Below are 22,925 nucleotides of genomic sequence, written 5' to 3'. Positions count from 1 at the left end.
AGGGCCCCGCTGCGCCGGCCGGCCCCGGTCCCGACGCCTGGCGGGACTACCCGGCCGGGCCGGCCCTGCTCCGGGCGCTCGCCGAAGGCCGGGCCGCCCGGGCCGTCTGGTCGGCGCTGCCGGGGGAGGACTGGCCCGCCCGGTACGCCGAGGCCGTCGCCGCCACCGTGGCCGGCGGTCGGGGCGCGGTGGTGGTCGTCGCCGACAACCGCGACCTGGACCGTCTCGACGCCGCGCTGCACGACGCCCTGGGTCCGGGGCGGCACGTCTGCCTCTCCGCCGCGCTCGGTCCCGCCCGGCGCTACCGGGCGTTCCTCGCCGCCCGGCGCGGCGACGTGGCGGTGGTGGTCGGCACCAGGGCCGCGATGTTCGCCCCGGTCGCCCGGCTCGGGCTGGTGGCGATCTGGGACGACGGCGACGACCTGCACGCCGAGCCCCGGGCCCCCTATCCGCACGCCCGGGAGGTGCTGCTCACCCGCGCCCAGCTCGGCGACGCCGCGGCGCTGGTGGGCGGCTACACCCGCACCGCCGAGGCGCAGCTGCTGGTGGAGACCGGATGGGCCCGCGAGGTGGTGGCCGACCGGGCCACCCTCCGGGCCCGGATGCCGGCGATCGCGCCGACCGGCGACGACCCGCAGCTGGCCCGGGACCCAGGGGCGGCCACCGCCCGGCTGCCCAGCCTGGCCTGGACGACCGCCCGGGAGTCGCTCCGGGCGGACCTGCCGGTGCTGGTCCAGGTGCCCCGCCGTGGCTACCTGCCGTCGGTGGCCTGTGCCGAGTGCCGCACCCCGGCCCGGTGCCCGCACTGCGCCGGCCCGCTCGCGCTGCCCTCCGCCGAGGGCACCCCGGCCTGCCGCTGGTGCGGGCGGGTCGCCGCCGCGTACGCCTGCCCGGAGTGCGGCGGGCGGCGGCTGCGTGCCTCCGTCACCGGCGCCCGGCGCACCGCCGAGGAACTGGGCCGGGCCTTCCCCGGCGTGCCGGTGCGGACCTCCGGGCGGGAGGAGGTGCTGGCCACGGTCCCGGGCGGCGCCGGCCTGGTCATCGCCACCCCCGGCGCCGAGCCGGTCGCCGACGGCGGCTTCGGGGCGGTGCTGCTGCTCGACTCGTGGGCCCTGCTCACGCGGGCCGACCTGCGGGCGGGGGAGGAGGCGCTGCGCCGCTGGCTGGCGGCCGCCGCGCTGGCCCGTCCCGCCGCCGCCGGGGGCCGGGTGGTGGTGGTCGCCGACGGGGCCCTCGCCCCCGTACAGGCGCTGCTGCGCTGGGACGCCGGCTGGTTCGCCGCCCGGGAGCTGGCCGAACGGCGGGAGCTTGGCTTCCCGCCGGCGGTGCGGATGGCCAGCGTGACCGGCCTGCCGGCCGCCGTGGCCGACCTGCTGGCCGAGGCCCGGCTGCCGGCGGAGGCCGAGCTGCTCGGGCCGGTGCCGGCCGACGGGGAGCGCGAGCGGATGCTGGTCCGGGTCCCCCGGGCCCGGGCCGGCGCGCTGGCCGGCGCGCTGCACTCGGCGGCGGGGGTGCGCACCGCCCGCAAGGCCGCCGAGCCGGTCCGCCTCCAGGTCGACCCGCTGGCCCTCTTCTGACCGACGGCCCGGCCGATCCGGCGCCGCCCCCACCGCCCGACCTGGCCCGTCGTCGCACGCCGTGTCCGGCGGTGTGTCGACACGCGGGTGATAGCATCGCCCGTCATGCCCGGGCGTACGACGGCTCCAGGTCGCGGCGCGGCGCCAATCGCGCCGAGCCGGGGTCGTCGCAGGATCGCGCGACGATGGCGGGAGCGCGTCGGTTCGGCGCGGTGTCGATGATTCCAAACAGCCGGTGATCAGGGGTGGACCAGTCGTGACCGTTCGTCAGTCGATCGTCTTCAATGGTGACCTCGGCAGCGGCAAGAGCACCGTCTCCGTGGTGATCGCCGAGCGGCTCGGCCTGCGCCGGGTCAGCGTCGGTGACCTCTACCGCCAGATGGCGCAGGAGCGGAAGATGACCGCGCTCCAGCTCAACCTGCACGCGGAGCTGGACCAGGCCGTCGACGGCTACGTCGACCAGCTCCAGCGGGACATCGCGGCCTCGGGCGAGCGGCTCGTCATGGACTCCCGGCTGGCCTGGCACTTCTTCACGGACGCGCTCAAGGTGCACATGATCACCGAGCCGGGCGAGGCGGCCCGACGGGTGCTCGCCCGCCCCTCCGGCCCGGCCGAGAGCTACGCCTCGATGGAGGAGGCCAAGGCCAAGCTGCTGGAGCGCAGCGAGAGCGAGCGGGGCCGGTTCATCGTCCGCTACGGGGTGGACAAGGCCCGGCTGCGCAACTACGACCTGATCTGCGACACCACCCGCGCCTCGGCCTCCGAGGTCATCGAGCACATCATCGACGCGTACGAGGGCCGGCTGGGCGCGGACGTGCTGCGCGACGCGCCGCCGCTGCTGCTGCTCGACCCGGCCCGCGTCTACCCGACCGAGGACATCGCCCACCTGCGCGACCTGTGGGACTCGGAGTTCGTCGGCGAGGTGGCCGCCGCCGGCGACGAGGCGCTGGAGCCCCTGCGGATCGGCTACACCGGCGAGTACTTCTTCGTCGTCGACGGGCACCGCCGCCTCAGCGCCGCCCTCCAGAACGGCTTCCGCCTGGTGCCGGCCCAACTCGTCGCCGAGGTGGACGAGCCGGTGGTCGGCGGAATGAGCGCGGTGGACTACTTCGCCGCCCAGGCCCGGCCCGGCCTGATCCACGACTGGGAGGCCGCCCACTCCATCGAGCTGCCGTTGCCCGAGCACGCCCTGCTCGGCGGCGACGCGGTCCTGGCAGGGGAGCCGGGCACCGGCGTCTGAGCCGCTTCCTGCGCGGCCGTGGGCGCCTCCCGGTGACCATCGACACGTGACGGGCCGCGGCGCTTCGCGGTACGCCGACCGGGGCGACCGACGGCACTCCGTAGACTGGTACGGCACCAGTCCGCCCGCCGAAGGAGCCATGCCGAGTGACCGTCCAGCCCATCCGTCTGTTCGGGGATCCGGTGCTGCGCACGCCGGCCGATCCGGTGGTCGACTTCGACGTCGAGCTGCGCAAGCTCGTCGCCGACCTGACCGACACGATGCGTGAGCAGAACGGCGCCGGCCTCGCCGCGCCGCAGCTCGGTGTGGGCCTGCGGGTGTTCACCTTCGACGTCGACGACGTGGTCGGCCACCTGGTCAACCCGGTGCTGGAGTTTCCTGACGCCGAGGAGCAGGACGGCCCCGAGGGCTGCCTGTCCATCCCCGGCCTCTACTTCGACACCAAGCGCCGGCAGAACGTGATCGCCAAGGGCTTCAACGGCTACGGCGACCCGATGCAGATCGTCGGCACCGGTCTGATGGCCCGCTGCGTGCAGCACGAGACCGACCACCTCGACGGGGTGCTCTTCGTGGACCGGCTGGACCCGGCCGGGCGCAAGGAGGCGATGAAGGCGATCCGCCAGGCGGAGTGGTACGACGCGGCCACCCCGCCGACGGTCAAGCTCAACCCGCACGCCTCGGGCAGCCCCTTCGGCCTGGGGCGGTGAGCCGGTGCGCGTGATCTTCGCCGGCACGCCGGCCGTCGCCGTTCCCGCCCTGGCCGCCGTGGCCGCCTCCCGGCACGAGCTCGTCGCCGTGGTCACCCGGCCGGACGCCCCCGCCGGACGCGGTCGCGGGCTGGCCCGCTCCCCGGTCGGGGCGTGGGCCGACGAGCACGGGATCGAGGTGCTCACCCCCGCCCGGCCGCGTGAGCCGGAGTTCCAGGACCGGCTGCGCGAGCTGGCCCCCGACTGCGTCCCCGTGGTCGCCTACGGCGCGCTGGTGCCGCCGGCCGCCCTGGAGATCCCCCGCCACGGCTGGATCAACCTGCACTTCTCGCTGCTGCCCGCCTGGCGCGGGGCCGCGCCCGTGCAGCACGCCGTGCTGCACGGCGACGAGCTGACGGGGGCGAGCGTGTTCCAGCTGGAAGAGGGGCTGGACACCGGTCCGGTCTACGGCACGCTGACCGACGAGATCCGTCCGGCCGACACGTCCGGCGACCTGTTGGAGCGGTTGGCCCACTCCGGCGCCGGCCTGCTGGTGGCCGTCCTCGACGCGATCGACGACGGCACGGCACGGGCTGAGCCGCAGCCCGCCGACGGGGTGTCGCTGGCGCCGAAGCTGACCGTGGAGGACGCCCGGGTGCGCTGGTCCGATCCCGCCTTCGCCGTGGACCGGCGGATCCGGGCCTGCACTCCGGCGCCCGGCCCGTGGACGACGTTCCGGGGCGAGCGCGTCAAGCTGGGTCCGGTCACCCCGGTGCCCGACGGTCCGGAGTTGAAGCCGGGCGAGCTGTTGGTGGAGAAGTCCCGGGTGCTGGCCGGCACGGCCACCACCCCGGTGCGGCTCGGCGAGGTCCGGGCGGCGGGCAAGCGGGCGATGCCGGCGACCGACTGGGCGCGGGGCGTCCGGGTCGCCGCAGGGGAGGAAGTCGCGTGACGGGCACTTCGGAACGGCCCTCGGGCGACCGCTTCTCCGGCGAACGGCACGGTGAGCGCTCCGGCGGTGAGCGCTCCGAGGGCCAACGGTTCGGCGGTGAGCGGTTCGGCGGGCGCGAGCAGCGTCCCCCGGGCGGCCAGCGCGGCGAGCGGCCGGCGCGGGGCGGCCAGTGGGGTGCCCGGGCCGGCGGTGATCGCCGCGACGGCGGCCGGCGTCCCCCGGCCCGCCCGACGGTGGACCTGCCCCGCCAGGTGGCCTACGAGGCGGTCGCGGCGGTGCACCGGGACGACGCGTACGCCAACCTGGTGCTCCCGTCACTCCTGCGCGACGCGGGGCTGGTCGGCCGGGACGCCGCCTTCGCCACCGAGCTGACCTACGGCACGCTGCGCCACCTCGGCACCCTCGACGCGATCCTCGGCGACGCCGCCGGGCGGGACGTGCAGCGCATCGACCCGCCGGTGCGCGACGCGCTGCGGCTCGGGGCGTACCAGCTCCTGCACACGCGGGTGCCGGCGCACGCCGCCGTCTCCTCGACCGTCGACCTGGTCAAGTCGGTGGGTGTCGGCGCGACGGGCTTCGCCAACGCGGTGCTGCGCGAGGTGGCCGGCCGTGACGCCGACGCCTGGGTGGCCAAGCTGGCCCCGTCGGCGGAGAGCGACCCGATCGGGCACCTGGCCCTGGCGTACAGCCATCCGCAGTGGATCGTGCGGGCCTTCGCCGAGGCGCTCGGCGGCGACCTCGGCGAGACCACCCGGCTGCTCATCGAGGACAACGAGCGCCCGCCGGTGCACCTGTGCGCCCGGCCGGGGCTGGCCGATCCGGCGGAGTTGGCCGACGAGGCCGGCGGGGCGCCGGGGGCCTTCTCCCCGTACGCGGTCTATCTCTCCGGTGGGGCGCCCGGCGACCTGCCGGCGCTCGCGCAGGGGCGCGCCCACGTGCAGGACGAGGGTTCCCAGCTGGTGGCCAACGCCCTGGCGGTGGCCCCGCTCGACGGCCCGGACGGGCGCTGGTTGGACCTGTGCGCCGGACCGGGTGGCAAGTCCGGCCTGCTCGGCGCCCTCGCCGCCCAGCGGGACGCGCGGCTGACCGCGGTCGAGGTCTCGGAGCACCGGGCCCGGCTGGTCGAGCAGGCCACCCGGGGCCTGCCCGTGAGCGTGCTGAACATTGACGGCCGCACCGTCGGCGCGGACCCGAAGCTGCCGGAGGCGCACTTCGACCGGGTGCTCGTCGACGCGCCCTGCACGGGGCTGGGGTCGCTGCGCCGTCGCCCGGAGTCGCGCTGGCGGCGTCAGCCCTCGGACCTGCCGCCGCTGACCCGGTTGCAGCGTGAGCTGCTGGCCGCGGCGCTGCGCGCCGTCCGGCCGGGCGGGCTGGTCGCCTACGTGACGTGCTCCCCGCACACCGTGGAGACGCACGTGACGGTGACCGAGGCGGCCCGCCGCTCCGGGGTGCCGGTCGACTTCGTCGACGCCCGGCCGCTGCTGCCGGCGGGCATGCCCGGCCTCGGCGACGGGCCGACGGTGCAGTTGTGGCCGCACCGGCACGGCACCGACGCGATGTTCCTCGCGATGCTCCGCCGCACCTGAGCGGGGCGCACGGGACAAACCGGTCCGCCCCGGTCGGGGCGGGCCGGCGACGCCCGGGGCCGTCGTGCGCACGGCGCGCCGGCGGCCGGGATCGCCGTCCCTCCACTGTCTCCCCAAACTGCGCTCCGAGGTGGCATCATGTCGTCACCTATCGAGGAGCGTCCATGAAACGAAGCATCCTGACCGCTGGCCTCGCGCTCGCCGTCGCCGCCGGCGGCGTGGCGACGCTGACCGTGGCGCCGGCGGCGGCGGCCCCGTCCGCCGGCGTGCTCGCGCCCGCCGCGCAGGCCCTGGCGGCGCCGGACATCGCGGTGGCCAACGTCCAGGCCCACCTCACGCAGTTCCAGACCATCGCCACCCAGAACGGCGGCAACCGGCGGGCCGGGTCCGCCGGCTACACGGCCTCCGTCGCGTACGTCAAGACGAAGCTCCAGGCCGCCGGTTACACGGTCACCGAGCAGGTCTGCACCGACTGCACGTACCGGTCGAACAACCTGATCGCCGAGTGGCCGGGCGGACCCGCCGACCAGGTCGTCATGTTCGGCTCGCACCTCGACGGCGTCTCCGCCGGCCCGGGCATCAACGACAACGCCACCGGCTCGTCCGCGCTGCTGGAGAACGCGCTGGTGCTGGCCCGGCAGAACCCGACGATGACCAAGCGGGTCCGGTTCGCCTGGTGGACCGACGAGGAGCAGGGCCTCAACGGCTCGGACTTCTACGTCCGCTCGCTGAGCGCCACCCAGCGGGGCTACATCAAGGGCTACTACAACTTCGACATGATCGGCTCCACCAACGGCGGCTACTTCATCAACCGGATCACCTCCGCCACAGCCGCCCCCCTGAAGGCGTACTGGGACTCGCTGAACATCCAGCCCGAGGAGAACGTCGAGGGCCAGGGACGCTCCGACGACTACCCGTTCGCGCAGGCCGGCATCCAGACCTCCGGGTACGCCGCGGGCGCCAGCGCCCGGAAGACCTCGGCGCAGGCCACCAAGTGGGGCGGCACGTCCGGCTCGGCGTACGACCCGTGCTACCACCGGTCCTGTGACACCACCTCGAACGTCAGCGCCACGGTCCTCAACCGCAGCGCCGACGGGATCGCCTACGCCATCTGGCAGCTCGCCGTGGGCTCGGCGACCAACGACTTCTCCGTCGCGGTGAGCCCGACGTCGGGCTCGGTGCAGCGGGGCGCGTCGACCACGGCGACGGTCTCCACGGCCACCACCGCCGGCACGGCCCAGACGGTGGGCCTGTCGGCGACCGGCCTGCCGGCGGGCGTCACCGCCTCGTTCAGCCCGTCGTCGGTCACCTCCGGCGGCTCCGCGACCCTGACCCTCAGCGCGTCGGCCTCGGCGACGCTGGGCACCTACACCGTCACGGTCACCGGCGCGGGCTCCGGCGCCACGCGCTCGGCCAGCTACACGCTGACCGTCGGCGGCAGCGGCGGCTGCTCCGGCGGCCAGCTCATCGGCAACGGCGGGTTCGAGAGCGGGTCGTCGCCGTGGACGGCGTCGTCCGGCGTGATCACCAACGACACCCGCCAGCCGGCGCGGACGGGCTCGTACAAGGCGTGGCTGCTGGGCTACGGCTCGACGCGGACCGAGACGCTGTCGCAGTCGGTGACGATTCCGGCGGGCTGTGCGAGCTACACGCTGTCGTTCTGGCTGCACGTCGACACGGCGGAGACGACGACGAGCACCGCGTACGACCGGTTGGTGGTGCAGGCGGGTTCGACGACGCTGGCGACGTACTCGAACCTGAACGCGGCGGCGGGCTACGCGCAGCGGTCGTTCAACGTGGCCGGGTTCGCGGGCCAGACGGTGACGCTGAAGTTCACCGGCACGGAGGACGCCTCGTTGCAGACCAGCTTCGTCGTCGACGACGTGACGCTCCAGGCCAGCTGACACACCACAGGGTCGGGGCGGTCGGCCACGCTGACCGCCCCGCTCAGGTGACCGGCAGGCCCTTCGTGCCGGCGCCCTTCACCGACCGGGTGAGGTTGCGGTCGCTGACCCACAGGAAGCACTGCACGCCGCGGTTGCCGTTGCGCCACTCCCGCTCGAACGGGTGGTAGTAGATCGAGCCGGCCCGGTACTGCAGGTCGCCGTTGTCCGGCACCCTCGCGTACTTCGCGATCAGCGTCCGGCACGCCCGGTGCACCTTCCGGGTGTCCCGGCCGAAGTCGTCGTAGCTGGTGTCGGGGGCCTGCCACACCCCGACGAACTCGGCGCGGTGCTTGCTGGTGCAGGCGACCGGCACCATCTCCCGCACCTCGTCGGCCCGCGTCCTCGGGTTGAAGCAGCGGTGGGCGAGCGGGGCGGCGCCGGTCAGCGCGCCCTTCAGGCTGCCCGTGCGGGCCTTCGCGCCGGCCTCGTCGAGGCTGGTCTGCTCGCTCAGGTCGCAGCGGAACCAGCGGGCGCCGCCGCCCCACGCCTGCGGCGACGGCAGCACCACGCTCAGCCCGAGCCGGCCCGAGCGCCAGTCGCCGCCGACCATCCGGTTGACCTTCGCGTCGCACTCGGCGCGGGCGGCGCGCATGCCGGCCGAGCCGGCCGGTGGGGGCGTGACCCGGTCGGCTCCCGCCCCGGTCAGCGTGCCGACGTGCACGGTCTCCGTGCGGTGCGACACGGCGCAGTCGACGGGGTGGTAGGCGGTGAGGTAGCCGACGTCCTGCACGCCGGCGTGGCAGACCCCGGCGGCGGGCACGAACGCCTGCGGCGCGGCGGGCGCCGGCCAGTCGTCGGTCAGGTCACGGTCGGTGCCGGCCGGGGTGCCGCAACCGGCGAGCGCCAGGGCCGCCACCGCGCCCACCGTGGCCGCCGTCCACCACCGTCGCATCCCGACCTCCCGCCGTTCGTGGGCCGCACCCCGGCGGCGGCGGCCAGCGCGACGGTCCCGCCGGCGCGGAGGCGGCCGGACACGCCACGGTGCGGCAGCATACGGCACCCCCGCTCAGCTCGCGGGCAACCCTTGCGGGCCGGCGCCCCGCATGGAACGGGTCAGCTTCCGATCGTCGCTCCACAGGAAACACCGCACGCCCCGGTCGCCCTCCTGCCACTCCCGCTGCGACGGGGGATAGAAGATCGAGCCCGCCCGGTACGGCAGGTCGCTGTTGACGGGCACCTCGGCGAAGGCGGCGATGAGCGCCATGCAGCGCGTGTGCGCCTGCTGGTGGGACCGGCCGAACTCGGCCCAGGTCATGTCCCGCTCCAGGTAGACGCCGACGAACTCGGCGCGGTGCGGCTCGGTGCACAGCACCGGGGCCATGTAGTTCAGGTTGTCGCCGATCAGCTTGGGGTCGAAGCAGCGGTGCAGCAGCGGGGAGTCGCCGATCATCGCGCCCCGCAGGCTGCCCGTGCGGTTCACCGGCCGGGTGTTGTCGATGCTGCCGGTCTCGCTCAGGTCGCAGCGGAACCAGCGGGCGCCCGCGCGCCACGCGGGGGCGGAGGGCAGCGCGACGGTGAGGGCGATGCGGGCGGCGTGCCAGTCGCCGCCGAGCACCTCGCGGGCGCGCTGGTCGCACTCGGCGCGGGCGGGCCGCAGGGTCGCGGATCCCGGTTCGGGTCGGTCGCCGTCGGCGGTCGGCCCGGCGAACCTGCCCACGTGCACGGTCTCGGCCAGGTGGTTGCGGGAGCAGTCCACCGCCTCGTAGGTGCGGGCCTGCACGACGGCGGTGATCCGGGGCAGGCAGGCGTCGGTGGCCGGCACGAACAGCTGCGGCGCCCGCAGGGCCGGCCAGTCGTCGGTGAGGTCGCCGTCGGAGCCGCCCGGTCGCACGCAGCCGGACAGCAGGACCGTCAGCGTGCCGGCCAGCGCCAGCGCCGCGAGCCACCGTCGCATCGTCCGCCCTTTCCGGGAGCTGACGCGTCGACCGCCGCCGGGCACCGCGCGGGCGTGCGGCTCACGTCACCGTCCCTGATGGAGTCTCGCCGCGTTTCCGTCGTCCGGCCAGTCACGGATGGTCCTTCGTCCGGTTTCGCCGAGCCGGGAGGACCAATTCTGCACCACTGGTCACCGCCGGGTCACCGGGTGTCCCGTTGGTGGCGTGCTGCGGGCGGCCGTCGGCCACGTTCGTACACTGGCCCGGTGACCGTACCGCCGCCGATCGTCGCGCCCAGCATCCTCGCCGCCGATTTCGCCCGCCTCGCCGAGGAGGTCCGCGCCGTCGAGAACGCCGCGGACTGGCTGCACGTGGATGTCATGGACAACCACTTCGTGCCCAACCTGACCATCGGGCTGCCCGTGGTGCAGAGCCTGCGGGCCGCCACCGAGCTGCCCTTCGACGTGCACCTGATGATCGAGGACCCGCGCCGCTGGGCGCCCGGCTACGCCGACGCCGGGGCGTACAACGTCACCTTCCACGCCGAGGCGTGCGACGACCCGGTGGCCCTGGCCAAGGACCTGCGCTCGGCGGGGGCCAAGGCCGGGCTGGCGATCGACCGGGACACCCCGATCGAGCCGTACCTGGAGCTGTTGCCGAGCTTCGACACGCTGCTGATCATGACCATCAAGGCCGGCTTCGGCGGGCAGCGGTTCATCCCGCAGCTGCTCGACAAGGTGCGTACGGCCCGCCGGCACGTCGACGCCGGCCACCTCGAACTGCGCATCGAGGTCGACGGCGGCATCGCCGCCGACACCATCGCCCAGGCGGCCGAGGCGGGGGCCGACGCGTTCGTCGCCGGCACCGCCGTCTACGGCGCCGACGACCCCGCCGAGGCCATCCGGAAGCTGCGGGCACTCGCGGAACACGCCGCCCCCGGGGCCTGACGTGGAACCGGCCGGCGACCGTCCGGACGTCATCCTCGTCGTCGACGACGACGAGGACATCGCGCGTTTCGTCGCGTTCAACCTCCGGCTGCACGGCTTCGAGGTGATCCACGCCAGCGACGGGCAGGAGGCGCTCGAGGTGATCGAGCGCCAGCGACCCGACCTGGCGGTGGTCGACCTGATGATGCCGCGCATCGACGGGTTGGAACTGACCCGGCGGCTGCGCGCCGACCCGATGACCTCGGCCCTGCCGGTGATCATGCTGACCGCCAAGGGCATGACGGTGGACAAGGTGCACGGGCTCAGCGCCGGCGCCGACGACTACCTGGTCAAGCCCTTCGACACCGCCGAACTGGTCGCCCGGGTCAGCTCCACGCTGCGCCGCAACAAGGAGTTCCGCGAGGTCTCGCCGCTGACCGGGCTGCCCGGCAACAGCCGGATCCGCCGGGAGATCTCCGACCGCGTCCGCAGCGGGGTCGACTACGCCGTCGGCTACATCGACATCGACCGGTTCAAGAGCGTCAACGACCGGTACGGCTTCGTCCGCGGCGACGACTTCATCTCGGCCCTGGCCCGCAGCCTGCACCGGGCGGTGGTCTCGGTCGGGCTGCCGCCGGCCTTCCTGGGGCACGTCGGCGGGGACGACTTCGTCATCGTCTGCGCCCCGGAGCAGGTCCGCCCGCTCACCTCCCGGGTCTCCGCCGACTTCGAGAAGGCCGCCGACTCGCTCTACGACCCGGTCGACGCCGCGCGCGGCTACGTGGAGCTGAAGGACCGCCGGGGCAACATCCGGCGGGCCGCCCTGGTCACCCTGTCGATCGGCGTGTCCCTCTCCGACTCCGGCAAGCGGTTCACCGACCCGCTGGAGGCGATCGCGGTCGCCTCGGAGATGAAGACGGTGGCCAAGAGCCAACCCGGCTCGTACGTGGCGGTGGACCGCCGGCGCGGGGTTACCTGATTCGTGCGCTGTTGCTGTGAAGTACCACGCCCGGGTGGCACGACCCCCCGTCCGGCGTGTAACACTTCCCGTGTACCCACCACGCGCTGGCGGGACTCGGTGTAATTCCGAACCGGCGGTGATCCACGGTGTGACCGTGGTAAGCCCGCGACCCGGTCGGCCTCGTGCCGCCCGGTGGACCTGGTGAGAATCCGGGGCCGACGGTTGGGAGCGGGAAACCCCGCCCCCAGACAGTCCGGATGGGAGACAGCGCGCGGGACGGACGGGCCCTGCCCGGCCGCTGAGTTCAGCGTGCCGTGCGCGCCCCCCGGGGCGGCCCCGCCGTACCCGGATCTCCGCCGCCGCACGCTCGCGGCCCCATGCCGTTGCCTCCCGTGTCCGCCCGCGCGTCGACCGGCGAGTGAGAGGGCAGGGCATGGCCGGCGTCTCCGTAGACGAGGCGATGCGTCGCGCGGTGGAACTCGCCGCGCGCGGTCTCGGCACGACCAGCCCCAACCCGGTGGTCGGCTGCGTGCTGCTCGACGCCGACGGGCAGGTGGTCGGCGAGGGATTCCACGCCTACGCCGGCGGGCCGCACGCCGAGATCGTCGCGCTCGCCCAGGCGGGGGAGCGGGCCCGTGGCGGCACCGCCGTGGTCACCCTGGAACCCTGCGACCACACCGGCCGAACCGGCCCCTGCAGCACCGCGCTGGTGCGCGCCGGAGTCGCCCGGGTCGTCATCGCCGTGCCCGACCCCAACCCGCTCGCCACCGGGGGCGCCGCCACGTTGCGCGCCGCCGGGATCCAGGTCGACACGGGGGTACGCGAGGCCGAGGCCGAGGCCGGCAACATCGCCTGGCTGACCTCGATGCGCCGGGGCTGGCCGTACGTGATCTGGAAGTTCGCCGCGACGGTGGACGGCCGGTCGGCGGCGGCCGACGGCACCAGCATGTGGATCACCTCCGAGGCCGCCCGGATGGACGTGCACGCACTACGCGGCACCGTCGACGCGGTGCTCGCCGGGGTCGGCACGGTGCTCGCCGACGACCCCCGGCTCACCGCCCGCAACCTGCGCGACGGCACGCTGGCCATCCGGCAGCCGCTGCGGGTCGTGGTGGACACCGAGGGTCGTACGCCAGCCGACGCCCGCGTCCGCGACGGCGCGGCGCGCACGTGGATCGCCACCGCGGCGGAGGTCGGCACCGGGCCCGACGGCCGGGTCGACCTGCCGGCGCTGCTCGCCGCGCTGCACGGGCGGGGAATCCGCGCCGTGCTGCTGGAGGGCGGCCCGAAGCTGGCCGGCGCCTTCCTGGCCGCCGGCCTGGTCGACAAGATCGTCGGCTACGTCGCGCCCCGGCTGCTCGGCGCCGGCCCGACCGCCCTGGTCGACGCGGGTGTGAACACCATCGCCGAGGCCATCGACCTGGAGTTCGTCGACGTCACGCAGGTCGGACCCGACCTGCGGATCACCGCGCTGCCCCGAAAGAGGGAGGGCTGACATGTTCACCGGCATCGTCGAGGAGTTGGGTGAGGTCGTCCGGATCACCGAGACGGCGGGTGACTCGGCGCTGGTCGCGGTCCGCGGCCCGCTGGTCACCTCCGACGCCCGGCACGGCGACTCGATCGCGGTCAACGGCGTCTGCCTGACCGTGGTCGACGTCACCGACGGGACGTTCACCGCGGACGTGATGGGGGAGACGCTGCGCCGCTCCGCGCTGGGCGCGCTGCGCGCCGGCGACCCGGTCAACCTGGAGCGGGCCGCCGCGCTGGGCAGCCGCCTCGGCGGGCACCTCGTGCAGGGGCACGTCGACGGCGTCGGCGAGGTGATCGCCCGCGAGCCGGCCGCGCAGTGGGAGACGGTCCGGTTCCGGCTGCCCGCCGCCCTGGCCCGGTACGTGGTGGAGAAGGGCTCGATCACGGTCGACGGCGTCTCGCTGACCGTCGCCGACGTCGGCCCGGACTGGTTCGCGGTCGGCCTGATCCCGACCACGCTGAAGCTGACCACCCTCGGCGCCCGGGGCGTCGGCGACCCGGTCAACCTCGAGGTGGACGTGCTCGCCAAGTACGTCGAGCGGCTGCTCGGCGCCCGGCTGGCCGGTCCCGCCCTGCCGGACGCCGGCCCGCCCGGCGGGCCGCCGGTCACCGGCCTGCCGGATGCTGCGCCGGGCGAGGCGGCCTGATGGGCCCGCTCGGGTGGCTGCTCGACGCGCAGGTCGACATCGCCGGGTCGCCGGTGCTGGTCCGGGAGATCGTCGGCAACGGGTTCGGGCTGGCCTCGGCGGTGTTCGGCCTGCGCCGGCTGGTCTGGGCCTGGCCCGTCGGCATGATCGGCAACGCGCTGCTGTTCACCGTCTTCCTGGGCGGCGTCTTCGCCACCCCGCAGGCGCACGACCTCTACGGGCAGGCGGGCCGGCAGGTCTTCTTCTTCTCGGTCAGCGTCTACGGCTGGTGGCGCTGGTCGCGCAACCGCCGCCAGGGCGGCGACGGCGACGGTGCCGCGGTGGCGCCCCGCTGGGCCACCGGCCGGGAACGGCTCGGCCTGCTGCTCGCGGCCGGGATCGGCACCGCCGCGGCGTACCCGCTGCTCGCCGCACTCGGCTCCTGGGGGCCGCTGCCGGACGCCTGGATCCTCACCGGCAGCCTGCTCGCCACCTACGGCATGGCCCGCGGCTGGGTGGACTTCTGGCTCATCTGGATCGCCGTCGACGCGGTCGGCGTGCCGCTGCTGCTGCGCGGCGGGTTCTACCCATCGGCCGCCATGTACCTCGTCTACGGCGCCTTCTGCGCCTGGGGCCTGGTCGCCTGGTGGCGCACCTCGCGGGCCGCCCGCCCGGCGCCCGCCCCGATCCCGTCGACCTACTCGGAGGCCGTGGCATGAGCGAGCGAACCATCAGGCGTGGTGCGGTGGCGCCTCAGGGCGGCACGCGGCGCAGCGGGGTGTCGGCATGAGCACCTTCGCGAGCATCGAGCAGGCGGTGGCGGACATCGCCGCCGGTCGGCCCGTCGTCGTGGTCGACGACGCCGACCGGGAGAACGAGGGCGACCTGATCTTCGCCGCCGAGCTGGCGACGCCGGAGCTGCTCGCCTTCATGGTGCGCCACACGTCCGGCTACATCTGCGCCCCGCTGACCGAGAGCGAGTGCGACCGGCTGGACCTGCCGCCGCAGCACCACACCAACCAGGACCGGCGCGGCACCGCCTACACGGTGACCGTGGACGCCCGGGAGGGCGTCAGCACCGGCATCTCCGCCGCCGACCGGGCGCACACGATCCGGCTGCTCGCCGACCCCGGCACCGGCCCGGCCGACCTGGCCCGCCCCGGGCACGTGGTGCCGCTGCGGGCCCGCGAGGGCGGCGTGCTGCGCCGGCCCGGCCACACCGAGGCGGCGGTCGACCTGACCCGGCTGGCCGGGCTGCGCCCCGCCGGCGTGCTCTGCGAGCTGGTCAACGACGACGGCACCATGATGCGGGTGCCGGACCTGGAGAAGTTCTGCGCCGAGCACTCCCTGACGCTGGTCACCATCGCCGACCTGGTCGCGTACCGGCGGCGGACCGAGAAGCAGGTCGAGCGGGTCGCCGATGCCCGGATGCCCACCCGGCACGGCGTGTTCCGGGCCCTGGGCTACCGCAGCGAGCACGACTCGGCCGAGCACGTCGCCCTGGTCACGGGCGAGATCGGCGACGGGCGCGACGTGCTGGTGCGGGTGCACTCCGAGTGCCTCACCGGGGACGTGTTCGGCTCGGTGCGCTGCGACTGCGGCCCGCAGCTCGACGCCGCCCTGGACCGGGTCGCCCGGGAGGGGCGGGGCGTGGTGCTCTACGTACGCGGCCACGAGGGGCGCGGCATCGGCCTGCTGCACAAGCTCCAGGCGTACCAGCTCCAGGACCAGGGCCGGGACACGGTCGACGCCAACCTCGACCTGGGCCTGCCGGCCGACGCCCGCGACTACGGCACCGGCGCGCAGATCCTCTACGACATCGGGGTGCGCTCGATGCGGCTGCTCACCAACAACCCGGCCAAGCGCGCCGGGCTGGAGGGCTACGGGCTGACCGTCACCGGCCGCGAGGGGCTGCCGGTGCGCCCGCACCCTGAGAACGTGCGCTACCTGCGCACCAAGCGGGACCGGATGGGGCACCTGCTGGACGAGCTGGACGAGGTGACCGAGGCCCCGATGGGCCGCCCGGTCCTCGGCGACGAGATCGGAGCGTAGGCATGGCGGGTTTCGGTGAACCGGGCGTGACGGCGGTGGACGCCGCCGGGATGACCGTCGGCGTGGTCGCGGCGCGCTGGCACGGCGAGCTGACCGACCACATGCTCGACCGGGCGGTCGCCGCCGCCGAGGCGTGCGGGGCCCGGGCGGTCACCGCCCGGGTGGCCGGCTCGGTCGAGCTGCCCGTGGTGGCCCAGGCCCTCGCGCGGCGCTGCGACGTGGTGGTCGCGCTCGGCGTGGTGGTCCGCGGTGCCACCGCCCACTTCGACTACGTCTGCCGCTCGGTCACCGACGGGCTGACCCGGGTGGCGCTGGACGAGGGCAAGCCGGTCGCGCACGGCGTCCTGACCGTCGACACCCTCGCGCAGGCCCGGGACCGGGCCGGGCTGCCCGACTCGGCGGAGGACAAGGGCTGGTCGGCCACCGTCGCCGCCCTCGACGCCGCCCTGGCCATCCGCGCCCTCGCCAGCAACGGCCAGCGGGTCGGCTTCGGCGGCTGACCCCCGACCGACCGGGACCGCGCCGACGCCGTGCCGCGTTCCCGGTCGGTGAGCGGGGCCTGACCCGGCGCACCGGGGCCGTCGGGGCGGCTGGAAGAATCGCGGCGTGAAGACGTTCGAGGAGTTGTTCGCCGAGCTGCAGGCCAAGGCCGCTGCGGGCACCCCCGGCTCGGGCACGGTCGCCGCGCTCGAGAAGGGCGTGCACTTCATCGGCAAGAAGGTCGTCGAGGAGGCGGCCGAGTCGTGGATGGCCGCCGAGCACGAGGGGCCGGAACGCACCGCCGAGGAGATCTCCCAGCTGCTCTACCAGGTCCAGGTGCTGATGCTGGCCAGCGGACTCGACCTGAAGGACGTCTACCGACATCTGTGAGTGCGCCCCGTCGTTGATCAGTTTCGATCGAAGGAGCACTCCGTCATGCTGCGTGTCGCCATTCCGAACAAGGGCGCCCTGGCCGAGAAGGCCGCCCAGATGCTGCGCGAGGCGGGCTACCGCCAGCGCACCGACCCGAAGGACCTGGTCTGCCGGGACGAGCCCAACGACGTCGAATTCTTCTACCTGCGCCCGAAGGACATCGCCACCTACGTCGGCTCCGGCGACCTCGACGTCGGGATCACCGGCCGGGACCTGCTGATCGACTCCGGCGCGCCGGCCGAGGAGGTCATGGATCTCGACTTCGGCCGGGCCACCTTCCGCTTCGCCGCCCGCCCGGAGGACGTCGACGACGTGCGGGAGCTGGGCGGGCACCGGATCGCCACCGCGTACCCGGGGCTCGTGGAGCGGCACCTCGCGGAGCTGGGCGTCAAGGCCGAGGTGACCCGCCTCGACGGCGCGGTGGAGAACGCCATCCGGCTCGGCGTCGCCGACGTGGTCGCCGACGTGGTCGAGACCGGCACCACGCTGCGCCAGGCCGGCCTGGTGGTCTTCGGCGAGCCGCTGCTGCGCTCGTCGGCGGTGCTGGTCCGCCGCGCCGACGTCGAGGCCCACCCGCAGGCCGCGCAGCTGCTGCGCCGGCTGCACGGGGTGCTGGTCGCCCGCCGCTACGTGATGCTCGCCTACGACGTGCCGGCCGGCCTGCTCGACCGGGCCAGCTCGCTGACCCCGGGCATCGAGTCGCCGACCGTCTCCCCGCTGCACCGCGAGGGCTGGGTGGCGGTGCAGGCGATGGTGCTCCGCGACGACGTGCACCGGATCATGGACGAGCTGTACGAGCTCGGGGCCCGCGCGATCCTGGTCACCAACATCCACGCCTGCCGGCTGTGAGCCGTTCGCCCACGGCGGCGGGTGCCCCGGCGCCGTCCCCGGTGTCGCGGGCCCTGCCGCCGTGGGTGGCGCTGACCCTGGTCACCCTCGCCGGCGTCGCCTCGGCGGCCCAGGGCGCGGCCAACGCCGAGCTGGGCGAGCGGGCCGGCAACGCGACCTTGGGCGCGGTGGTCAACAACCTCGGCGGGGCGCTGCTGGTCGGCCTCGGGGTCCTGGCGCTGCCCTCGGCGCGCACCGGCCTGGCCGCGCTGCGCCGGGCCCGATTGCCCTGGTGGACGTACCTGGGCGGGCTCGGCGGCGCGGGCATCGTGCTGGCCGGCGCGTACATCGTCCCGGTGCTCGGGGTGGCGCTCTTCACCATCGCCCAGGTCGCCGGCGGCAGCCTCGGCGGGCTGGCCGTCGACCGGGCCGGGCTGGCGCCGGTGGGGCGGCTGGCGCTCACCCCGCCCCGGGTGGCCGGTGCGCTGCTCGGCGTGACCGCCGTGACGCTGGCCCAGCTCGGCCAGCCCGTCGGCGACCTCGCCCTCGGCCTGGTCCTGCTCGCCGTGGCCGGCGGGCTCGGTGTGGCGCTCCAGTCCGCGCTGAACGCGCGGGTCTCCGCCGCCAGTTCGGCCGCCGCCGGGATGGTGGTCAACTTCGCCACGGCCACGCCCGTCGTGCTGCTGGTCGCGGCGCTGGCCGGCGCCCTCACCGGGCCGGGCCCGACCTGGCCGGACGACTGGTACCTCTACACCGGCGGCCTGCTCGGCGTCGTCATCGTGGCGGCCCTGCTGGTCGGCGTCCCGGCGGTCGGTGTGCTGCGCACCGGGCTCGCCCTGGTCGCCGGCCAGCTGGGCGGCGCCCTGCTGCTGGACGCGCTGCTGCCGGGCGGCCCCGGCCTGCGGCTGCCGGTGCTTGCCGGCGCGCTGCTCACCCTGGCGGCCGCCCTGGTCGCCGGCCGAGGGGGCGGCCGGCGGGGTCCGCGCGACGCCGTGCCGCCGACCGCCGCCGGTCCGGGGGCGCCCGCCGCGACCGCCGGATCAGCGACGCCGGGGTAGGCGCCGACGATCCGGCGGTACGCGGGACCGGGCCCGTCGGTCAGTTCGTCCGCTCGGAGAGCCCGTGCCGTCGCTCGTACGTCCGGATCGCCGCGTCCCACGCCTCGGTGTACTCCGACGGCCCCATGCCGAGGTCGCCGTGCCCCCGCACGGCCTCCCGCAGCAGCTCCACCAGGTCCGGCACCGTCCCCCGGCGCTCCTCCACGTACCGGCGGAAGACCTCCGCGAACTGTTCACCTGTCAGCCGGGCCGCGTGCGCGGTGACCGGATCGTCCTCCAGGCTCTGCAGCACGGCGCACCACCGGCGGGTCAGCTCGTCGGCCTGCTGGGCCCTGATCTTCTGCAGCTCGTGGTCGCACTCGAGCTTGATCCGCTGCTCCCAGTACGGCCGCAGCCGCTCCCGCACCCGCTCGTCCGGGCTGACCCGCACCTGCACCCAGAAGTAGGGCTGGGCACCCTCGCGGGGCCAGCGCTGACCGGCCAGCCGGTCGTTGAGCGCCCGCTCCAGGTCGTGCGAGCGGTGCGGCTCGTACTGGCGGGCCAGATCCACCGCCCGCTCGCGGACGATGCCACCCGCCCAGGCGAGATACCGCTCGGCCCGCAGCCGCAGCGCCTCGTAGGGCATGTTCTGCGCGGTCCAGTTGTAGACGGCGTGCAGCCGGAAGTCGAAGGCGTCGCCCCTGGCCGGGACCAGGATCGGCTGCGGCACGTCGTGGCGGAACGTCACCGTGTCGGGGACCGGGGGCGCCGGTGGCCCGGCGGGAGGGACCGGTTCGACCGGCGGGAAGATGGCGTGCCACCAGCGGCGGCGCTCCGGCTGGGGCGGTACGAACGCTGCCGTGGGGGGTGGCCCGGTGGGGTGAGTCGTCATGACAGGTCCTCGTCGATGAGTGCGTGTACGGCGTCGAGCAGTTCGTTGCGCGGCATGATGGGCCGCCAGACGTGGCGGACCTGGTGGTCGAGGCGATGCCGCAGCGGCGGCCGACCGGCGATCACGTGCCGGAGCAGGGCCACGCAGTGGGCGGCGACCTCGGGGTTTCCGTCCGCCCGGTTCAGCCAGAAGCCGAGCGTCCGCCACGAGCGGTAGGCCGTCTGCGGCATGCCCAGCGCCACGGCCCAGAGCGCGGCCACGTCGCCCGGGCTGACGATCCGCCGCCGGACGAGGTCCAGCAGCTCCGGCCAGTGCTCCCTGGGCGGCTCGGCCCAGCGGTCGGCGAGGACACGCAGCGTCCGCGCCGCGTGCAGCCGCACCTCCGGGTCGTCGGACGTCCAGTCGACCAGCTCCGGCACGAGCGTGGCCGCGTGGCCGTCCCGGTAGACCTCGACCAGACCCCGGACCACGGAGTTGTTCCGCCGCTGCATGCGGGCCTGCGCCACCAGGCGCAACTGCACGAGAGCGGCGTCGGGCCAGAGGCGGGCCAGTCCGAGGCCGTACGCCCGCGCGACGGTGTCCCGCAGGTGTGCCGCCGGTCCGGCGGCCCACTGGTCGAGTTCGGTCCGTACGCGCTGGCGCAGGCCGGGTTGCATCGCCATCGCGACCAGCACGATGGCGGCGGCCTGCCGGACGCCCGCCCGCCGTTCCCGGGCCAGGTCGCCGACCGTCTCCAGGGCTGCCCGCACGTCCCGCCCGGCCGACCAGCCGATGGCGCCCGCGGCGGCCTGCCGGATCCCCGGCACGTCGGAGCGGACCAGGTCCGCGAGCCAGCCGAGCAGCTGCCCGGGCAGCCACCAGTCAGTCCAGGCGACCTCGAGCAGCGTCGAACGGAGCTGCTCGCTGCCGGCGCCGAACTCGATCCGCCGGCCCCCCGCGGCGCGTTCGTCGCCGACCACGACGACGGCCTGGCGCAGCGTCGACCCGAGCAGCGTGTCCAGTTCGGGGCCGTGCAGCCGGGGTCCGACGGAGGTGGTCCCGGTGAGGTCGGTCCCGGCCAACCGCCGGGCCGCCTGGTCGATCTCCGCCACCGGCTGCCCGGCCAGTACGGCGCAGGTCAGCCGGAAGGCGCGGGCCCGGTCGGCCGCCCAGGCGTCGACCCCGTCCGGGCCGTCGGGTTGGCCGGCGTCGAGGATCTGCGTCGCGCGCTCCCGCAGCTGGCGGGGGAGCAGCTGCTCCAACCTCTCGGTCAGGGCGGGGCCGTGCGGGACCGTCCGGGCGATCAGCTCCACGACGGGCACCACCTCGCCCGGACGGGGCTCGCCGGCGAGGTAGGCCGAGAGCAGCGGATGGGTGACGCACTCGTCGTCGACGTACCGCTCCACGCAGGTGCCGTCGCAGCCGTCCGGGCACCAGCCGACGCACAGCCCGGCCAACTGCTGGCGCAGTCGCGCCCGGAACACCTCCACCGCCGGCGGCACCCGATGCTCCACGAGGTGGCCGGCGAGGTCCTGACCGCGCCGGGAGAAGTCCCCGACCAGGATCAGCGTCATGCCGGTCGCCTCGGCCCGGGCCGCGAGCGCCACGAGGGTGAACCCGTCGACGGCGTTCGCCGCGCTGTCCGCGAGCCGGAGCACGTACCCGCGTCCGGCGGGCAACCGTTCGCTCGACCCGAGCAGGTCGGCGGGCTGTTCCGCGCCGAGGACGCAGGCGCGGTCGAGCCCGTGCCGGCGGGCGGTGGCGAGGACGGCGGAGGTGAACCGGCCGCTGGCGGACGGGCCGGACAGGCACACCAGGTGGCGGCGCTTGAGGTGGCGGTCGAGCTGCTGGTCGCTGGACGTCGGCGCGTACCCCTGCGCCAGTTCCCCGACCTCGTTCCCGCTCAGGCTCTCGTACCAGATCCGCCCCGTGCCGTCGGTTCCCGCGGTGGTCACGTTGACGGTGCCGATCGCGACGGCGCCGTGACCGGTGGCGTTCTGGCCCCGTACCCGTACGTCGCCGAGGCCGATCGTGGCGCCGCCGAGCAGGTCGGCCAGTCCGCGGATGACGTCCGCCGAGTCGAGCGGCTCCTCCGGCTCGTCCGCCTCGCCGCCCTCCGACGACCCGGTCCCCGCCGGGTCCGCCGGGTCCGTCCGCCCGTCCGGTGGGCCCTCATCCGCTCCCGCCGCGGGGCCCTCCGTGGGACGGTCGTACCCGTCGTCACCGGGGGCGTTCCGGGGCCCGTCCGGGTCGGCGTCGTCGCCGACGACGTGCGGGTACGGGAAGTGGGGCGCGGTCACCGTGCCCGGCCCTCCCGTCCGCCACCGAAGGTCAGGTCGCGCCCGACGGAACCGATCGCCGTGGCGCCGTGCCCGATCGCGTTCTGGCCGTCGACCCGGATGTCACCCGTCCGGATGTCGCCCGCGCCCGGCGGCGTCCGGGTCGCGGGGGACTCCGACGGCTCCCCACCCGGGGCCCCGCCTCCCGGAGCGGGCGGCGTCGCCGTGGAGACGGGTGCCGGGGAAGGCGCACCGGCGCTCTCCGCCGCCGGCAGGGCGGACATGTCCTCGTCCACGACGCAGAACCAGGCGTCCTCCCGGAACCCCTTGTCCGGGTGGGTCACCTCGACCCGCCGGAAGCGCTCGGGGCGCATCTCCTCCGGGTACTCGGTGACGACGTCGCGGTAGATCTCCGCCGACACGACCAGCGCCACCCCGGCGTCGGGAAAGGCCGCCAGGGCCTGCTTCACGGGTGCCGCCTCGCAGAGCCGGCAGACGAGGACGACGGCGTTGCCGGGGAAGCCGTTGGCCCCGTCGAGGTGGACGAGTCCCTGGTGGACGGCGACCCGCAGGCGGATCCGGGCGGCCGGCACCCGGCTGCTGTTGTAGCTGCGCAGCCGCCTGTTCAGCTCCGGTACGAAGCGGCCGATGACGCGGGACTCGGCCACGTCGCGGGGGAGGATCGCCAGCTCGCCGTCGCCGGCCTGCTGCGTCGTCCAGGCGACCCGGTCCAGGCCGACGTCGCCGGCCGCCTCGTGCAGCAGCTCCCGGAAGTGCTTCTGCGCCTCGTACTGCTGGAGGTTGGTGCGCCGGCTGTACCGCTCCATGTCCACGGAGATCAACAGTCGTCGCTCGGGATGTCGCATCGTCGTGCCGCCCTTCGTCGCCCGACCCGCCCTCACAGGCGGGCACCGCAGGGGACATCGAACCGGGACGGGCCCGGCGGAACCCCGTAGAAGTACGGCATCGCCCGGAACTGTCGGTGGGGCGTCATCCCGTCCTGTTCGGGGGTCCGGCACGCGGCGGACCGGTCTCCTGGTCG

At 75.2% G+C, this 22,925-nt stretch carries 21 protein-coding genes; 16 read left to right on the top strand and 5 right to left on the bottom strand.

Annotated elements, in window-relative coordinates:
• The 6 genes from F6X68_RS10590 to F6X68_RS10565 form a co-directional block, all read left to right on the top strand.
• On the top strand, positions 1 to 1,577 hold a 1,577-nt coding region (locus tag F6X68_RS10590; RefSeq protein WP_151454096.1), incomplete at its 5' end, for a primosome assembly protein PriA.
• Positions 1,578 to 1,833: 256 nt separating this feature from the next.
• Entirely contained in the window at positions 1,834 to 2,817 is a 984-nt protein-coding gene (locus tag F6X68_RS10585) for an AAA family ATPase (protein WP_151454095.1), read from the top strand.
• A 146-nt stretch (positions 2,818 to 2,963) separates the two neighbouring features.
• Positions 2,964 to 3,524 carry a peptide deformylase gene (def, locus tag F6X68_RS10580; RefSeq protein ID WP_151454094.1) on the top strand — a complete coding sequence of 187 codons (561 nt, stop codon included), beginning with the start codon at positions 2,964 to 2,966 and terminating at the stop codon, positions 3,522 to 3,524.
• A gap of 4 nt (positions 3,525 to 3,528) precedes the next feature.
• The gene (gene fmt / locus F6X68_RS10575) at positions 3,529 to 4,455 is read left to right on the top strand and encodes a methionyl-tRNA formyltransferase (protein ID WP_151454093.1); all 927 of its coding nucleotides are present in this window, start codon (positions 3,529 to 3,531) and stop codon (positions 4,453 to 4,455) included.
• On the top strand, positions 4,452 to 6,041 hold the full coding sequence (locus tag F6X68_RS10570; protein ID WP_151454092.1) for an RsmB/NOP family class I SAM-dependent RNA methyltransferase: 1,590 nt from the start codon (positions 4,452 to 4,454) through the stop codon (positions 6,039 to 6,041). The genes fmt and F6X68_RS10570 overlap by 4 nt, the downstream gene beginning before the upstream one ends.
• A 164-nt stretch (positions 6,042 to 6,205) precedes the next feature.
• Entirely contained in the window at positions 6,206 to 7,945 is a 1,740-nt protein-coding gene (locus tag F6X68_RS10565) for a M28 family peptidase (RefSeq protein ID WP_151454091.1), read from the top strand.
• A gap of 43 nt (positions 7,946 to 7,988) precedes the next feature.
• Here F6X68_RS10565 and F6X68_RS10560 read toward each other — a convergent pair whose 3' ends face one another.
• Together F6X68_RS10560 and F6X68_RS10555 are read right to left on the bottom strand one after the other, a co-directional pair.
• Positions 7,989 to 8,879 (bottom strand): septum formation family protein, encoded by an 891-nt coding sequence (locus F6X68_RS10560; RefSeq protein ID WP_151454090.1) that lies wholly within the window; start codon positions 8,877 to 8,879, stop codon positions 7,989 to 7,991.
• Positions 8,880 to 8,993: 114 nt separating this feature from the next.
• Entirely contained in the window at positions 8,994 to 9,881 is an 888-nt protein-coding gene (locus F6X68_RS10555) for a septum formation family protein (protein ID WP_151454089.1), read from the bottom strand.
• A 246-nt stretch (positions 9,882 to 10,127) separates the two neighbouring features.
• Here F6X68_RS10555 and rpe point away from each other — a divergent pair, with 246 nt between their 5' ends.
• From rpe to F6X68_RS10505, 10 genes are all read left to right on the top strand, one after another.
• Positions 10,128 to 10,808: a ribulose-phosphate 3-epimerase gene (gene rpe / locus F6X68_RS10550; RefSeq protein ID WP_132240180.1), complete on the top strand. Its 681-nt coding sequence runs from the start codon at positions 10,128 to 10,130 to the stop codon at positions 10,806 to 10,808.
• 1 nt (position 10,809) lies between these two features.
• Positions 10,810 to 11,766: a response regulator gene (locus tag F6X68_RS10545; protein WP_121395205.1), complete on the top strand. Its 957-nt coding sequence runs from the start codon at positions 10,810 to 10,812 to the stop codon at positions 11,764 to 11,766.
• A 415-nt stretch (positions 11,767 to 12,181) separates the two neighbouring features.
• Entirely contained in the window at positions 12,182 to 13,243 is a 1,062-nt protein-coding gene (gene ribD / locus F6X68_RS10540; protein ID WP_151454088.1) for a bifunctional diaminohydroxyphosphoribosylaminopyrimidine deaminase/5-amino-6-(5-phosphoribosylamino)uracil reductase RibD, read from the top strand.
• Between the two features lies 1 nt (position 13,244).
• Positions 13,245 to 13,925 (top strand): riboflavin synthase, encoded by a 681-nt coding sequence (locus F6X68_RS10535; RefSeq protein WP_151454087.1) that lies wholly within the window; start codon positions 13,245 to 13,247, stop codon positions 13,923 to 13,925.
• Positions 13,925 to 14,623 carry a nicotinamide riboside transporter PnuC gene (pnuC, locus tag F6X68_RS10530; protein WP_151454086.1) on the top strand — a complete coding sequence of 233 codons (699 nt, stop codon included), beginning with the start codon at positions 13,925 to 13,927 and terminating at the stop codon, positions 14,621 to 14,623. The genes F6X68_RS10535 and pnuC overlap by 1 nt, the downstream gene beginning before the upstream one ends.
• Positions 14,624 to 14,690: 67 nt before the next feature.
• Entirely contained in the window at positions 14,691 to 15,956 is a 1,266-nt protein-coding gene (locus F6X68_RS10525; protein ID WP_151454085.1) for a bifunctional 3,4-dihydroxy-2-butanone-4-phosphate synthase/GTP cyclohydrolase II, read from the top strand.
• Between the two features lie 2 nt (positions 15,957 to 15,958).
• The gene (ribH, locus tag F6X68_RS10520; RefSeq protein ID WP_151454084.1) at positions 15,959 to 16,456 is read left to right on the top strand and encodes a 6,7-dimethyl-8-ribityllumazine synthase; all 498 of its coding nucleotides are present in this window, start codon (positions 15,959 to 15,961) and stop codon (positions 16,454 to 16,456) included.
• Positions 16,457 to 16,562: 106 nt separating this feature from the next.
• Positions 16,563 to 16,826 (top strand): phosphoribosyl-ATP diphosphatase, encoded by a 264-nt coding sequence (locus tag F6X68_RS10515; RefSeq protein ID WP_088947482.1) that lies wholly within the window; start codon positions 16,563 to 16,565, stop codon positions 16,824 to 16,826.
• A gap of 45 nt (positions 16,827 to 16,871) precedes the next feature.
• Positions 16,872 to 17,717, top strand: coding sequence for an ATP phosphoribosyltransferase (hisG, locus tag F6X68_RS10510; RefSeq protein ID WP_151454083.1), 846 nt, complete (start codon positions 16,872 to 16,874; stop codon positions 17,715 to 17,717).
• Positions 17,714 to 18,754, top strand: coding sequence for a DMT family transporter (locus F6X68_RS10505; RefSeq protein ID WP_225852131.1), 1,041 nt, complete (start codon positions 17,714 to 17,716; stop codon positions 18,752 to 18,754). The genes hisG and F6X68_RS10505 overlap by 4 nt, the downstream gene beginning before the upstream one ends.
• 40 nt (positions 18,755 to 18,794) lie before the next feature.
• On the opposite strand, the gene F6X68_RS10500 is transcribed toward F6X68_RS10505, so the two are convergent.
• The 3 genes from F6X68_RS10500 to F6X68_RS10490 are packed head-to-tail and all read right to left on the bottom strand — an operon-like array spanning position 18,795 to position 22,749.
• Positions 18,795 to 19,625 (bottom strand): hypothetical protein, encoded by an 831-nt coding sequence (locus F6X68_RS10500; protein ID WP_225852130.1) that lies wholly within the window; start codon positions 19,623 to 19,625, stop codon positions 18,795 to 18,797.
• Entirely contained in the window at positions 19,622 to 21,904 is a 2,283-nt protein-coding gene (locus tag F6X68_RS10495; protein WP_151454082.1) for a hypothetical protein, read from the bottom strand. The genes F6X68_RS10500 and F6X68_RS10495 overlap by 4 nt, the downstream gene beginning before the upstream one ends.
• Positions 21,901 to 22,749, bottom strand: a complete 849-nt coding sequence (locus tag F6X68_RS10490) for a hypothetical protein (protein ID WP_151454081.1) — start codon at positions 22,747 to 22,749, stop codon at positions 21,901 to 21,903. The genes F6X68_RS10495 and F6X68_RS10490 overlap by 4 nt, the downstream gene beginning before the upstream one ends.
• Positions 22,750 to 22,925 lie beyond the last annotated feature (176 nt).

It is taken from the genome of Micromonospora sp. AMSO12t (assembly GCF_008806585.1).
In the GTDB taxonomy this organism is placed as follows: Bacteria; Actinomycetota; Actinomycetes; order Mycobacteriales; family Micromonosporaceae; genus Micromonospora; species Micromonospora reichwaldensis.
Note: the sequence above shows the minus strand (reverse complement) of the source record. Positions and strands in the feature narration are given on the sequence as shown.

Coding starts and splice junctions, on each gene's coding strand:
- F6X68_RS10535 (WP_151454087.1), top strand. CDS start 13,245: ATGTTCACCGGCATCGTCGAGGAGTTGGGTGAGGTCGTCCGGATCACC.
- F6X68_RS10555 (WP_151454089.1), bottom strand. CDS start 9,881: ATGCGACGGTGGCTCGCGGCGCTGGCGCTGGCCGGCACGCTGACGGTC.
- hisG (WP_151454083.1), top strand. CDS start 16,872: ATGCTGCGTGTCGCCATTCCGAACAAGGGCGCCCTGGCCGAGAAGGCC.
- F6X68_RS10565 (WP_151454091.1), top strand. CDS start 6,206: ATGAAACGAAGCATCCTGACCGCTGGCCTCGCGCTCGCCGTCGCCGCC.
- F6X68_RS10560 (WP_151454090.1), bottom strand. CDS start 8,879: ATGCGACGGTGGTGGACGGCGGCCACGGTGGGCGCGGTGGCGGCCCTG.
- pnuC (WP_151454086.1), top strand. CDS start 13,925: ATGGGCCCGCTCGGGTGGCTGCTCGACGCGCAGGTCGACATCGCCGGG.
- F6X68_RS10500 (WP_225852130.1), bottom strand. CDS start 19,625: ATGACGACTCACCCCACCGGGCCACCCCCCACGGCAGCGTTCGTACCG.
- F6X68_RS10525 (WP_151454085.1), top strand. CDS start 14,691: ATGAGCACCTTCGCGAGCATCGAGCAGGCGGTGGCGGACATCGCCGCC.
- ribH (WP_151454084.1), top strand. CDS start 15,959: ATGGCGGGTTTCGGTGAACCGGGCGTGACGGCGGTGGACGCCGCCGGG.
- F6X68_RS10490 (WP_151454081.1), bottom strand. CDS start 22,749: ATGCGACATCCCGAGCGACGACTGTTGATCTCCGTGGACATGGAGCGG.
- ribD (WP_151454088.1), top strand. CDS start 12,182: ATGGCCGGCGTCTCCGTAGACGAGGCGATGCGTCGCGCGGTGGAACTC.